Source organism: Noviherbaspirillum autotrophicum (assembly GCF_000818395.1).
GTDB lineage: Bacteria > Pseudomonadota > Gammaproteobacteria > Burkholderiales > Burkholderiaceae_D > Noviherbaspirillum > Noviherbaspirillum autotrophicum.
In genome coordinates this window covers 344,007-356,657 of record NZ_JWJG01000028.1, presented here as the reverse complement: position 1 = coordinate 356,657, position 12,651 = coordinate 344,007, and the positions used below count along the sequence as shown (strand labels likewise).

Annotated in this window: 12 protein-coding genes; 9 read left to right on the top strand and 3 right to left on the bottom strand. The window is 62.8% G+C overall.

Annotated features, from left to right (window positions below):
- The first annotated feature begins 394 nt into the window (after positions 1-394).
- Together TSA66_RS02930 and TSA66_RS02925 are read left to right on the top strand one after the other, a co-directional pair.
- Positions 395-2,653 (top strand): putative bifunctional diguanylate cyclase/phosphodiesterase, encoded by a 2,259-nt coding sequence (locus TSA66_RS02930; protein WP_040038915.1) that lies wholly within the window; start codon positions 395-397, stop codon positions 2,651-2,653.
- A gap of 78 nt (positions 2,654-2,731) precedes the next feature.
- Complete coding sequence (locus tag TSA66_RS02925) at positions 2,732-3,115, top strand: four-helix bundle copper-binding protein (RefSeq protein ID WP_040038914.1); 384 nt, start codon at positions 2,732-2,734, stop codon at positions 3,113-3,115.
- A 72-nt stretch (positions 3,116-3,187) separates the two neighbouring features.
- Here TSA66_RS02925 and TSA66_RS02920 read toward each other — a convergent pair whose 3' ends face one another.
- Both TSA66_RS02920 and TSA66_RS02915 read right to left on the bottom strand, forming a co-directional pair.
- Positions 3,188-3,634, bottom strand: coding sequence for a hypothetical protein (locus tag TSA66_RS02920; protein WP_052452061.1), 447 nt, complete (start codon positions 3,632-3,634; stop codon positions 3,188-3,190).
- A gap of 175 nt (positions 3,635-3,809) precedes the next feature.
- Positions 3,810-4,232 (bottom strand): hypothetical protein, encoded by a 423-nt coding sequence (locus TSA66_RS02915; protein ID WP_040038913.1) that lies wholly within the window; start codon positions 4,230-4,232, stop codon positions 3,810-3,812.
- A gap of 234 nt (positions 4,233-4,466) precedes the next feature.
- On the opposite strand from TSA66_RS02915, the gene TSA66_RS02910 reads away from it, so the two are divergent.
- The 3 genes from TSA66_RS02910 (at position 4,467) to TSA66_RS02900 (ending at position 5,878) form a co-directional block, all read left to right on the top strand.
- Complete coding sequence (locus tag TSA66_RS02910; RefSeq protein ID WP_040038912.1) at positions 4,467-4,649, top strand: hypothetical protein; 183 nt, start codon at positions 4,467-4,469, stop codon at positions 4,647-4,649.
- Between the two features lie 208 nt (positions 4,650-4,857).
- The gene (locus TSA66_RS02905; RefSeq protein WP_040038911.1) at positions 4,858-5,358 is read left to right on the top strand and encodes a protein-disulfide reductase DsbD N-terminal domain-containing protein; all 501 of its coding nucleotides are present in this window, start codon (positions 4,858-4,860) and stop codon (positions 5,356-5,358) included.
- Between the two features lie 103 nt (positions 5,359-5,461).
- Complete coding sequence (locus tag TSA66_RS02900; RefSeq protein WP_040042128.1) at positions 5,462-5,878, top strand: DUF411 domain-containing protein; 417 nt, start codon at positions 5,462-5,464, stop codon at positions 5,876-5,878.
- A gap of 72 nt (positions 5,879-5,950) precedes the next feature.
- On the opposite strand, the gene TSA66_RS02895 is transcribed toward TSA66_RS02900, so the two are convergent.
- Positions 5,951-6,289, bottom strand: a complete 339-nt coding sequence (locus tag TSA66_RS02895) for a copper-binding protein (protein WP_040038910.1) — start codon at positions 6,287-6,289, stop codon at positions 5,951-5,953.
- Between the two features lie 238 nt (positions 6,290-6,527).
- On the opposite strand from TSA66_RS02895, the gene TSA66_RS02890 reads away from it, so the two are divergent.
- The 4 genes from TSA66_RS02890 (at position 6,528) to TSA66_RS02875 (ending at position 12,527) form a co-directional block, all read left to right on the top strand.
- The gene (locus tag TSA66_RS02890; protein ID WP_040038909.1) at positions 6,528-7,952 is read left to right on the top strand and encodes an alkaline phosphatase; all 1,425 of its coding nucleotides are present in this window, start codon (positions 6,528-6,530) and stop codon (positions 7,950-7,952) included.
- Positions 7,953-7,980: 28 nt separating this feature from the next.
- Positions 7,981-9,393, top strand: a complete 1,413-nt coding sequence (locus TSA66_RS02885; protein ID WP_040038908.1) for an alkaline phosphatase — start codon at positions 7,981-7,983, stop codon at positions 9,391-9,393.
- Between the two features lie 73 nt (positions 9,394-9,466).
- Positions 9,467-10,219, top strand: a complete 753-nt coding sequence (locus TSA66_RS02880; RefSeq protein ID WP_232429390.1) for a hypothetical protein — start codon at positions 9,467-9,469, stop codon at positions 10,217-10,219.
- 472 nt (positions 10,220-10,691) lie between these two features.
- Positions 10,692-12,527, top strand: coding sequence for a putative bifunctional diguanylate cyclase/phosphodiesterase (locus TSA66_RS02875; protein ID WP_232429389.1), 1,836 nt, complete (start codon positions 10,692-10,694; stop codon positions 12,525-12,527).
- Positions 12,528-12,651: the final 124 nt, after the last annotated feature.

The following is a 12,651-nucleotide window of genomic DNA, read 5'->3' as shown; positions in this document are numbered from 1 at the left end:
TGGCGAATTGATAATTTATACGCAGCACTTGCCGCCTTGTAGGCTCAATTGATGACTTAAAGAGCCAATCTTTTGAATCGCGGGCACCCCGGCCGATTTTTATTTCCAACTGGCATAGCAATGATTTCTCCCAGGATTTATCTACTGCCATAAAGATACTTTTTCGTGTCGGCAGGATTTCCTCTCCTGAACCTAGCCGTTATTGATTGGTCGAAAAACCAAGCGTTTTATCGCGGCCACATCCATGCCGGTGGCAGCCCTGGTTTGATCACCGCTGTTGTAAGCCGGTACGCCGCAATCCCGCGCATGGAGGTGGGCGTGCAACAAGACATCGACACGGGGCGGGCTCTCGAGCCGAAAGGCAGGCGCATCGGCACTGCCGGAGGAGACCTTCATGTTCGACACGCTTCATCAATGGCTTGGCAGCGAAGGCTTCATGCCGCATGGCCACTGCTACCTGTGGACGCCATCCCTGCTGTGGAGCTACATCCTGGGCGACGGCGGCATCGGTCTGGCCTACTACTCGATTCCGGCGGCTCTGACCTACTTCGTGCGCAAGCGCGCCGACATCGAGTTCAACTGGATGTTCAAGCTGTTTTCGATGTTCATCTTCTTTTGCGGTACAACCCACCTGCTGTCGATCTGGACCATCTGGCACCCGGACTACTGGCTTGATGCGACCCTGCGGCTGGCCACGGCCGCCGTCTCGGTGGTCACCGCCGTTATCATGTGGCCGCTGATCCCGAAGGCGCTCAAGCTGCCCAGCGCGTCCCAGCTGCAGGATGCGATCCGCGAACTGGAGCACCAGGTCGCCGAGCGCAAGGCCGCCGAAAGCAGGCTCGCCGCGCTCAACGCGACGCTTGAGCAGCGCGTCGATGCGCGCACGCGCGAACTGCTGGAAGCGAACCACCGGCTGCAGGCCGAAGTCGAATCTAGAAAGCGCATCGAGCGCGACCTGCAGGCCGAAAAGGAGCGCGCGCAGGTGACCCTGAAATCGATCGGCGACGGCGTGATCGCCACCGACACCGAGCGCCGCATCACCTACCTCAACCCGGTCGCGCAGCGCATGACGGGATGGCGCAGCGAAGAAGCCGTCGGCCGCCCGATCGGCGCGGTATTTTGCATCGTCAATGAAAAAAGCCGCGAACAGGCGCCCTGCCAGGTCGGGCTGGCGCTGGCGCACCGCGAGGTGTGCAAGGTGGCCGGCGACACGCTGCTGATCGGTCGCAACGGCAGCGAATACGCGGTCGAAAGCTCGGCCGCGCCCCTGCTCGACCACGACGGCAACGTGCTCGGCGCGGTGCTGGTGTTCCATGACGTGAGCGCCGCGCGCCAGGCGGCAAACCAGATGACCTACCTCGCCAACCACGACGTGCTGACCGGCCTGCCGAACCGCGCGCTCCTGAACGACCGGCTCGACCATGCGCTGGCGCTTGCCGCGCGCGAGCAGAAACGGCTGGCGCTGCTGTTCATCGACATCGATCACTTCAAGCATGTCAACGATTCGCTCGGCCATGAAATCGGCGACCAGCTGCTCAAGCAGATCGCGCGGCGCTTCGTCGGCGCCACGCGCGGCAGCGACACCGTGTGCCGCCAGGGCGGCGACGAATTCATCATCATGATGCCCGACATCAGCGACGACTTCGCGCCCGCCGGGGTGGCGCGCAAGCTGCTCGATGCGCTGGCCGGCCTCGACCGCATCGGCGCACACGAAGTCCACGTCGGCGGCTCGATCGGCATCGCCATCTATCCCGAGAACGGGCGCGATGCCGAGACGCTGACCAAGCATGCGGACATGGCCATGTATCACGCCAAGGCGTCGGGCCGCAACAACTTCCAGTTCTTCACCCAGGCGATGACCGACGCCGTGGCGCGCCGCGTGCAGCTCGAAGGCGGCCTGCGGCGTGCCGTCGAGCACAATGAATTCGTGGTGTACTACCAGCCCAAGGTCGACCTTTCCAGCGGCCAGATCATCGGCGCCGAAGCGCTGGTGCGCTGGCAGCACCCGGCGCTCGGCTTGCTGTCGCCCGGCCAGTTTATCGCCGTGGCCGAGCAAAGCGGCATCATCCGCCAGATCGGCAGCTGGGTGCTGCGCGAAACCTGCCGCCAGAACCGCGAATGGCAGCTGGCGGGCATCGGCATGATCCCGATCGCGATCAACCTGTCGGCCGTGCAGCTGCACCAGGAGGGATTTCTCGACGAGGTGACTTCCACGCTCGGCGAACTCGACCTGCCGCACGACTGCCTCGAATTCGAGGTCACCGAAAGCGTCGCCATCCACGGCGAGGAAAAGGCGATCGCCTGGCTCACCACGTTGAAGGAAATGGGCGTGCGGCTGTCGATCGATGACTTCGGCACCGGCTACTCCAGCCTTTCCTACCTCAAGCGCCTGCCGATCGACACCATCAAGATCGACCAGAGCTTCGTGCGCGACATCACCACCGATCCCGATGACGCCGCCATCATCGAAGCCATCATCCACATGGCGCATACGCTGCGCCTGGAAGTGATCGCCGAGGGCGTGGAAACGGCCGACCAGCTCGACTTCCTGCGCGAGCGCCGTTGCGACAAGGTGCAGGGCTATTACTACAGCGCGCCGCTGCCGGCCGAGCGCTTCGGCGAGATGCTGGTGGCGCAGGAAGACCTCGCATGACACTGGAATGCCGCTTGCTTCATGGCGGGACCGGCCGGGCGAGGCCGGCGACCTTCAACCGATTTTGAGGAGATTGTGATGGCCCACGAACAGTTTCAATCGTGTATCGACGAATGCAATGCCTGTGCGGATGCCTGCGACCATTGCGCGGCAGCTTGCTTGAGCGAACAGGATGTCAAGGCAATGGCACGCTGCATCAAGCTGGATATGGATTGCGCCCAGATTTGCCGCCTGGCGGCGGCCTACATGGCGCGCGGCAGCGAATTTGCGGGCATGGTGTGCAATGCGTGCGCAGAAATATGCGACGCCTGCGGCGAGGAGTGCGGGCAGCACCAGATGGAACATTGCCAGCGCTGCGCGCAGGCGTGCCGCCGTTGTGCGGAGGAATGCCGGCGCATGGCTTCCGGTGCGATGCCGGGCGGCGCCAAAGGTGCCGGCGCGATGGCGGCCGGGCATGCCTGAGGCGAATGCGGGCAAGGCAAGTCATTGCCTCGCCCCTTGCCGTAACAGCGCCGGCCTGCGCGGTGCGGCAGTTTAATGGTGATGCATGTGGTCGCTTTCCGCCAACTTGGTGGCGAACGGCGTAAACCGCGCCTGTTCCGGCTGCTGTCCGGCCAGTCCGATGGAGACGACAGCCTTCAGGTTCGGGCTCGTTGCGAAATTGCCCGCGCCTTTCATCAGGTTCTTTCCTTCCGGCTTGAGCTGCACGGTGGCTTTCCCGTTCGACAGGATGGTTGCCGTGCCGGTTGCGCCGGCGACGCTGATTTCCTTGCCGGCGTGATCGGTGACGTACACCAGCACCTCGTTCGCACTGTCCTTGCCGGCCGGCTTGATGACCAGTTCATAGTGATAGCCGCCGGCCATGCGCAGCTGGCCGCCGTTGGGCGCTTGCACGGTATCGAGATAATCGTTGGAATGCGCCGCTGCCACGCCGGCGGCGCCGATGCTCAATGCCACCACGAACAGTTTAAGTAATTTCATTTGATGCTCCTTTCAATTGAATGCGCTTGCCGGCATGTTGGCCGACAAGCAATGTGTACTCACGCCGGACAGCAGAGGGTCGAGCCAGTGCGAGATCGGCTGGCCGATCGAATGTCAGTAGCTACAGTAGGCGATGCGCAAACGGATTGCGCCGGGAAATCGCACGCCTTCGCGCTCAGGCGAAGGCCAGGCGCGGAGGCCGAAAGAGTGGATCGAGGTGGGGGTTGGGCGCTGCGCCGGCAACCAGGCCGGGCTTGATGTCGGACGCGGAAAATGACGGCATGCGGCTGTCGGCGGCGGGGAAAAACGCTGCAGCGCACGATTGGCAGTAGGAGCACTGGCTGCATGCGTCGCCGCTTTTGGCAGACTTGCCGGATGCATGGTGCTGGTGATGATCCGCCTTAGCTTGCTGCGGCTGCTGTGCCTGCATCGCATGATGATGATGGGCATGCAGGCCGCTATCGTCCGCTTGTGCCGCGGCGACTTGTTTGATACCGCCGGCTGCCTGCGCGCAATGCACCATCGCGGCTGCGGCCACATTGGTGAACGGCAGCGCGACGCTTATCAGCAATATCAGGAAGAAGCGGATCAGGCGCATAGTCGTCGCATGCTAGCGGCCCTGAAATGCGAATGTCAATAGCGCCCTCCGGATCGGGCGGGCAAGGCGCCGGAAGGCAGGCGCGTCGGTGGAGCACTTTTCGCTTGACGCGCATCAAGGAGATTTCAGTGTCAAATCGGTAAAAAGAAATCATGAATCATGTCGTCGCGCGCGCCTTGCCACAAGCGGGACGCAACCACGACGACGCACTCAGCCCAACCAGGAGGAAGACCGATGATGTGGACCCATGCAATGGAATGGCACTGGCTCGAATCGCTCGGGCTGGCCCTGTTCTGGCTGATGATCATCTTGCTCGCCCTCGTGCCGACGAATTACCTGCGCGACGAATGGATGACACTCGCCGAATCCGACCTGGACGAGGCTGACAGCCGCGCCGTCTCCGGCGCGAACGGCTAGCGCGCCGCCTCTGTCTTCCCTCTTGGTGTGCGGGGCGGCAACAGCAGCCGCTTGGCGCGGGGATGCGCAAACAAGCATCTTCGCGCTTTACTCTTTTGTCGCGCAGCACGTCGCGCGCGATGATGGGACAATGATGCATGCGCCGCAAAGGCAGGCATGACGAAACGGCATGCCGTCCCCGAATTCCGCACACCCTGAAGGAGATGCAATGCAGATCAAACAACGTTGCGCGAGCCTGTTGCTCGCGCTTTGCGCGCTCGGCTGGAGCGTACACGCGCCGGCGCAGCAGTCGCAGGCACCGGGCCTGCAGGGAAAGCTGGCGAGCGCCTTATCCGGCACCAAGGAAGAGGCATTGCTGGAGCCGGACGAGGCATTCAAGCTGAAAGTGTCGGCCAAAAGCGGCGGCACCGTGACGGCCGAGCTGGTGCCGGCAAACGGTTACTACCTGTACAAGGAAAGAATCCGCTTCACGCTCAAGAGCGGCGACGCCGCCATCCGCGCCGTGAAACTGCCGGCCGGCGAGTTGAAGAACGACTTGATCTTGGGGCGCACCGAAGTGTACAAGAAGGCGGTGCCGGTCGAGATCTCACTCGACAAGGGCACCAAGGGCAAGGCCGTCACGCTGGTGGCGTCGTACCAGGGTTGCCAGGAAAAATTGGGCGTTTGCTATCCGCCGATCGAGAAAAGCGTGAACCTGGTGTTGCCGTAACAGTCGGAAGACGGCAAGGCTTGAATTGAGCCATGCCGAAAGCCGTGATGTGCCGGCGCTTAACTACGCGCGCCGGCTGAATTTGATGAATGGAATTTCCCCGATGAAGAAGCTGATGATTGCCGCAACGCTTGCCGTTGCCTCCACCGTTGCGCAAGCCTACGGCGAAGCGATCACCGTGTATAAAGACCCGGACTGCGGCTGCTGCGAAGGCTGGATTGCGTACCTGCGCGAGTCCGGCTACAAGGTCAAGGCGGTCAATTCCAACGACATGTCCGCCATCAAGAAGCGCCTCGGCGTGCCGGACCAGCTCGAATCCTGCCATACCGCCGTGCTGGACGCATCCGGCCAAGTAGTCGAAGGCCACGTGCCGGTCGCCGCCATCAAAAAGCTGATCGCGCAGCCGAAGGTGCATGGCGTCGCGGCACCCGGCATGCCGGCCAATTCGCCCGGCATGGGAAAAATGGATGGCAATCTCGTGACGGTCGACTTCTCCGGCAAGCAGTTCTCGAAGGATTAACGTCCTTGCCAAACGGGCGTGCCGGGCGCGGCATGCCCGCGCCTCTTCTGGTGCTCTGGCGCGCCTGCCGCCTTACTTGACGACTTCCAGCTGCGTGACCGTGTAGGCGGCGCCAACCTTATCGGCGACGAACCTGATCCGATCGCCGGTCTTCACCTGGGCCAGCATCGCCGCATCCGCCACGCGAAACGACATGGTCATGCCGGGCATGCCGAGATTCTCCAGCGGGCCGTGCTTGATCGTGATCTTGCCCGCTTCCCTGTCAATTTTCTTGACTTCGCCCTCGCTTGGCGCCGCCGCCATGTGATCGGCGTGCGCATGCATGTGTTCGTGCGCGTCGCTGGCCTGCGCCATGCAGGCATACGCCAGGCCGAGGGCCGCGGCCAGAACGAATTGCGACAGGTGTTTCATCTTGCTTTCCTTTCCTTATTTCACGCCGTCATGGCGACAGACCGAATGATTGCCGGCGTCGTCGCCGCTATCGGCCTGCCATCCGCCGAATCGATCATTGTACTTTCCCGCCACATCCGAGGCACGCCGCGTGCACGCCATTGAATGCCAGCAGGGCGTCATCAAACGGTCACGCCGGTTTCATTTCGCCGTCACATTCCACCGCTACATTTGCAATTTTTCAAGCTGGAGGTGAGAAATGTTGGCAAAACGAATCATCGCAGTCTTGGTATCGGCTGCGCTACTGAGCTCTTGCGGGACCACGAAAACGACGGAAGAACCCAAGCGCGTGATCTTCTTCCTGGGCGACGGCATGGGCATGACGACCATGACCGCGGCGCGCATTTATGCGGTGGGCGAAGATGGCGAACTCACCATCGATACGCTGCCCGAAACCGCGTTCGTGAAAACCTTTTCCAACGACGCGCAGGTGACCGACAGCGCGCCGTCGATGTCGGCCTACATGACTGGCGTGAAGATGAACAACGAAGTGCTGGCCATGTCGTCCGACACCCTCGCGAAAGATCCGGTGGCCGACGCGAACGGCAACAAGCTGGCCAATGCCTGCGGCTCCAACAATGGCAAGCCGGTGCAGACCCTGCTTGAAATCGCGAAGAGCCAGGGCCTGTCGGCCGGCGTGGTGACCACCACCCGCATCACCCATGCCACGCCCGCGGCAACCTATGCGCACATCTGCCATCGCGACCTGGAAAATGACATCGCCGCCGCACTGGTGCCGGGCGGAGCCGGCTTCAATGCCGCATTGGGCGTCAACGGCATCGATGTGGTGCTCGGCGGCGGCAGGCAGTTCTTCCTGCCGGCGGCCAAAGGCGGCAAGCGCGTCGACGGGCGCGACCTGATCGAGGAGCTGAAGGCGAAGAGCTATGCCTATGCCGGCAATGCGTCCGAGTTCAGCGCGCTCGATCCGGCCAGGACCGAGCGCCTGGTCGGGCTGTTTACCGCGAGCCACATGAGCTACGACCTGGACCGCGATCCGGCCAAGGAACCGAGCCTGGCCGAGATGACGACCAAGGCGATGGACATCCTCAACAAGAATGACAAGGGCTATTTCCTGATGGTCGAAGGCGGTCGCATCGACCATGCGCTGCACGAGACCACCGCCAAGAAGGCGCTGCAGGACACGGTCGCGTTCGACAACGCGATCAAGGCTGCGATCGACAAGGCGCGCGTGGCCGACCCGACCCTGAAGAACACGCTGATCGTGGTCACCGCCGATCACGACCACACGCTGGTGCTCAACGGCTACGCCAAGCGCACCGGCAAGACTGCCGCCGGCAGCCCCGGCGTGCTGGGCGTGTTGAAGAGCTATGTGGACGGCTCGGTGGCCAAGGACCTGGACGGTGCGCCCTACACCATCATCGGCTTCGGCAACGGCGAAAACCGCACCCAGGGCAGCCGCGCTGCGCTCGCCAGCCTCGACGACAGCACCGCTGGCGCTGACACCTACCATCAGGAAGCGGTGGTGCGCATGGGGGCTGGCAGCGAGACGCACGGCGGCACCGACGTCTTCCTCGGCGCCATCGGCAAGGGCGCCGACGGCTTCCTCGGCACGATCGACAACACGCAAGTGTTCAACCTGGTCCGCACCGCCGCCGGACTGTAACGCCGCCCCGACCACAGGAGAATCACACATGATCAAACGCACACTCGTCGCGGCCGGCATCGCCGCCGCCCTGACCGCTTCACTCGCCAGCCCGGCATACGCCGCCGGCGAAGCCAAGAACGTCATCTTCTTCCTCGGCGACGGCATGGGGCCGACCACCATCACCGCCGCGCGCATCTACAAATACAAGGAAGAAGGTTCGCTGAACTTCGAAAAGCTGGAGCGCACCGCGCGCATCAAGACGTATTCGAACGACGCGCAGACCACCGACAGTGCGCCGTCGATGTCGGCCTACATGACCGGCGTGAAGATGAACAATGAAGTGCTGTCGATGTCGTCCAATACGGTCGCCGTGGCGCCCGGCAAGGACGCCAACGGCAATGCCACCATCAACAACTGCACGGCGTCGAACGGCACGCCGGCGGCCACCATCCTCGAACTGGCCAAGGCCAAGGGCAAGGCGGTCGGCGCCATCACCACCACGGAACTGACCCACGCGACGCCGGCGGCGACCTATGCGCATATCTGCCACCGCGATGCGCAGTACGCGATTGCGGCGCAGGCGGTGCCGGGCGGCGCCGGTTTCAACACGGCGCTGGGCGACGGCGTCGATGTGTTGATGGGCGGCGGGCGCAACCATTTCACGCCGTATGACGCGACCACCAATCCGAAGGGCCGCGCCGACGGCCGCGACCTGCTGGCCGAACTGGCCGCCAAGGGCTACACGGTGGCCGCCACCAGGGCCGACATGGCGGGCGCGCCGAACAACAAGAAATTCATCGGCCTGTACAGCAGCAAGAGCCACCTGGAATACGAACTGGACCGCACTGCCACGCCGCCCGCCGGCGAAGGCGCGACCCAGCCGAGCCTGGCCGAGATGACGGTCAAGGCGATCGACATCCTGTCGCAGAATGCGAACGGCTATTTCCTGATGGTCGAGGGCGGGCGCATCGACCATGCGCTGCACGCGACCAATGCCAAGCGCGCGCTGGTCGACACCGTCGCGTTCGACGACGCGGTGCAGGCAGCCTTGGACAAGGTGAAGCAAACCGATCCGACGCTGGCCAACACCTTGATCGTGGTGACCGCCGACCATGACCATACGCTGACCTTCAACGGCTACGGCAAGCGTGGCAATCCCATCCTCGACATCAACCGCAGCTACCGTGACGGTCAGGCGGCGACCGATGCCGACGGCAACACCTACACCACGCTGGTGTTCGGCAATGGCCCGCATCGCCCCAACCTGCGCACCACTCTCGACAGTGCCACCGTGCTGGCAGATGCGTATCAGCAGGAAAGCGGCGTGCGCCTGGCCAGCGAGACGCACGGCGGCGGCGACGTGAAGCTGCTGGCGACCGGCGCCGGCGCCAAGCCGTTCAAGGGCACGCTGGACAACACCAAGGTGTTCGGCTTGCTGAAGAGCGCGTTCGGCTTCTGACGCCGCGCGTGCCGCTTCCTTGCCGCCAAAAGAGGCAAGGAAGCACCCGATGATTTTTCGAAAGAGAGCAACCATGTCGCCTACCCTCCAACATGTGCGCCGCCATGCCCTTGCCGCCTGCGGCGCGTTGCTGCTGGCCCTGCCCACATTCGCACAGAAAGCACCGCCGGTTGCGCAGGGGCCGGACCTCGACCTGTCGATCCGCTATTACACGCGTGTGCTGACGGACGAAGGGGTGCTGCGCGAGAGCCGCTACGAAGAAAGGATGCTGCGCCGGCGCGACCATGTGTGGTTGGCGCGCGTGCTGCCGGGCGAGGCGGTGCGCGGCCACGACGATCCTGCGCACGCAGTCGACGCGGAAGCGAAGGCGACCGCTGCCACGCACGTGCACAAGCATTTCAACCATGTGGTTTTGCCGCGTCACGTAGTGCGCGCAGGCGACAAGACGCGCGTGGAATTCATCGACGCGCATGCGCGCGAAGTCATCGCGATTGCGCCAACCGATTACGACAACGTGAATTTCGACGGCTCCTGGAGCAATGCCTTTTTCCTGGTCGACCCGCAGGCCGTCGCGGCGCTGCCGCTGTCGCCGCGGCCGACAGTGCCGCCCGGCGCACGCTGGCATGAACGGGAAAAGAATGGCATCTTCCAGCGCGTGCTGTGGGATGAGCAGCGGAGGATTCCGCTGGTGGTCGAGAGCGGCAACCGAAACGGCAGCGTTTTCCGGCGCATCGAAGTCAAGCCGCAGGCGGTCCTGGCCACAACCCTGCCGTGGCAGAATCTGAACGGCTATGCGCAAAAGGAATACGCGGATTTCCTCGACTGAGTGTGTCCCCTGACATCGCTTCCCATCGCAAAGTTGCGTCAACGAAAGTAATTGAGCGCGACTGAGGCCAGTCGCGCGCCATCATGGCTCATGCCCTGGATTGCTCTAGGGCATTTTATTTCCTACCTTTTCCAACATAAATTTCCTACTGGAATTTTCTAGGCAAGATTTATTGGTGCATGGAAATTATTCAGTACAACACTGCACTTTTTCTTATGAAGCAAGGGAACGTTGACTCAATTCATGCTTCTAAAGAAAACCATTATTTCTATTAATAACGCCCAGAAACATGGAAGCCGGCAGATGGGCCAGCGAGGATCGCCGCTGGTACGCCGGTTTTCGTCAGTCGGATCGATCGAGCCGTGATATAGGCTGGAGCGCCTCCCTTGCGCGGCAACAGGAAGGACGGGGAGGCGCGGCAATCTGTTTGAGGTTTTTGCGGCGGTGTTATGCCATCAGTGAGGCCCATCAATTGTTCAAGCCAAAAGTACTACTGGTCAACGATCATCCTGCAAGCCTGCTTGCCCTGCAAACCCTGTTGATCAACGGTCCGCACGCCGACGACTACGAAGTCGTGACGGCCATGTCTGGCGCGGAAGCCCTGCGCAAGGTGCTCGATCAGCAGTTCGCCGTGATTCTGCTCGATGTCAGCATGCCGGGCATGGATGGTTTCGAAACGGCAGCCACCATCCATTCGCACCCGCGCTCGGCCGCCGTGCCGATCATTTTCATCACTGCCTATTACGCCGACGAAATGCACCGGCTGAAGGGTTACCAGCATGGTGCGGTCGATTACCTGATCAGCCCCGTCATTCCCCAAATGCTCCACAGCAAGGTCGGCGTCTTCATCGAGCTTGCCAAGAAAAATCTCCAGCTGCAGTCGCAGAAAGAAACGCTGGCCCTGATCAACCGTGACCTACAGGTGCAGCAGATGGAAGAACTCAGACGCATCAATGTCGCCCTCGAAAAGGAGATCGAGGAACGCCGCCAGGCCGAGGAGCGCGCCAACGAACTGGCGACCAAGGATGCTCTGACCGGCCTGATGAACCGGCGTTCGCTGACGGCGCATCTGGAACACGCGATCATGCGTGCCTCGCGCCATGGCGAGCGGCTGGCGCTGCTGTTTCTCGACATGGACAAGTTCAAGAGCGTCAACGACGCGCTCGGCCACGATGCCGGCGACGAACTGCTGCTGCAGGCTGCCGACCGCCTCCGGCAAGCCGTGCGCGGCGCCGACATGGTGGCGCGGCTGGGCGGCGACGAATTCGTGGTGCTGATGGAAGACTTGCCGTCCTATAACGCGGCGGCGGAGGTGGCCAGGAAGATCGTCAAGGCCATCGCCGTGCCATTCTCGGTGTGCTCGCAAAGCATCTCCACCTCGGCCTCGGTCGGCATCAGCCTGTTCCCGCAGGACGGCACCTCGGTGCATGAACTCATGCGCAGCGCCGACCTCGCGATGTACCACGCCAAGCAGGAGCGGCGCGGCAGCGTGCAGTTCTTCCACGAAGAGCTCAATACGAAGATGCTCGAACGCAGCCGGCTGGAGCAGGAGCTGCAGCAGGCGCTGGAAAACGGCGAATTCGAACTGTACTACCAGCCCAAGGTGGAAGCGGCAAGCGGCCGCGTGGCCGGGGTCGAGGCGCTGCTGCGCTGGCACCACCCGCGCCTGGGATTGCTCTCCGGCGGCCAGTTCATGCAGGCCGCGGTCGAAACCGGCCAGGTGGTGCCGATCGGCGAATGGGTCATCGCCGCCGCCTGCGAACAGGCGCGCTCCTGGCAGTATTCATCCAAGGGCTTTCCCAACCTGCCGATCGCGGTCAACATCTCGATCCCGCAGCTGTACGCCGACCTGCCCGAGGTGATCCACCGCGCCCTGCTGCGCTGCGACGTGCCGCCGTCGTCGCTGCAGCTGGAAATCACCGAATCGCTGCTGATCGAGGACGTCGACAAGGCATCCTCGGTGCTGCGCCAGATCAGCGACAGCGGCATCACGATCGCCATCGACGATTTCGGCACCGGCTACTCCTCGTTGTCGGTGCTCAAATCGCTGCCGATCGACATCCTCAAGATCGACCAGTCCTTCGTGCGCGACCTCGGCAAGGACCTCGGTGACCACGCCATCGTCTCGGCCATCGTGATGATGGCGCGCGCGCTGGCATTGCGCGTGGTGGCCGAAGGCGTCGAAACCCAGGAGCAGCTCGACATCCTGCAGGAGCTCGGCTGCGACGAGCACCAGGGCTATTTCTACAGCAAGCCGCTGCCGGCCACGACGCTGGTCGAACGCTTCATGCAGACCAGCGACGCTTAGCGCGCAACACGCGCCGCACTGGCGGCCATCACCCACCGTACAAGGAAAAACACTGTCATGGACATGAAAACAGAGACAGCGGATGAGCTTGACGCTGCCGTCTTGCTGGACACGCTCAAGGCGC

Bases quoted from the DNA above. Each gene is read 5' to 3' on its own strand.
- TSA66_RS02915 (WP_040038913.1), bottom strand. From the start codon at position 4,232: ATGCGCCTGATCCGCTTCTTCCTGATATTGCTGATAAGCGTCGCGCTG.
- TSA66_RS02930 (WP_040038915.1), top strand. From the start codon at position 395: ATGTTCGACACGCTTCATCAATGGCTTGGCAGCGAAGGCTTCATGCCG.
- TSA66_RS02890 (WP_040038909.1), top strand. From the start codon at position 6,528: ATGTTGGCAAAACGAATCATCGCAGTCTTGGTATCGGCTGCGCTACTG.
- TSA66_RS02895 (WP_040038910.1), bottom strand. From the start codon at position 6,289: ATGAAACACCTGTCGCAATTCGTTCTGGCCGCGGCCCTCGGCCTGGCG.
- TSA66_RS02910 (WP_040038912.1), top strand. From the start codon at position 4,467: ATGATGTGGACCCATGCAATGGAATGGCACTGGCTCGAATCGCTCGGG.
- TSA66_RS02905 (WP_040038911.1), top strand. From the start codon at position 4,858: ATGCAGATCAAACAACGTTGCGCGAGCCTGTTGCTCGCGCTTTGCGCG.
- TSA66_RS02900 (WP_040042128.1), top strand. From the start codon at position 5,462: ATGAAGAAGCTGATGATTGCCGCAACGCTTGCCGTTGCCTCCACCGTT.
- TSA66_RS02880 (WP_232429390.1), top strand. From the start codon at position 9,467: ATGTCGCCTACCCTCCAACATGTGCGCCGCCATGCCCTTGCCGCCTGC.
- TSA66_RS02885 (WP_040038908.1), top strand. From the start codon at position 7,981: ATGATCAAACGCACACTCGTCGCGGCCGGCATCGCCGCCGCCCTGACC.
- TSA66_RS02925 (WP_040038914.1), top strand. From the start codon at position 2,732: ATGGCCCACGAACAGTTTCAATCGTGTATCGACGAATGCAATGCCTGT.
- TSA66_RS02920 (WP_052452061.1), bottom strand. From the start codon at position 3,634: ATGAAATTACTTAAACTGTTCGTGGTGGCATTGAGCATCGGCGCCGCC.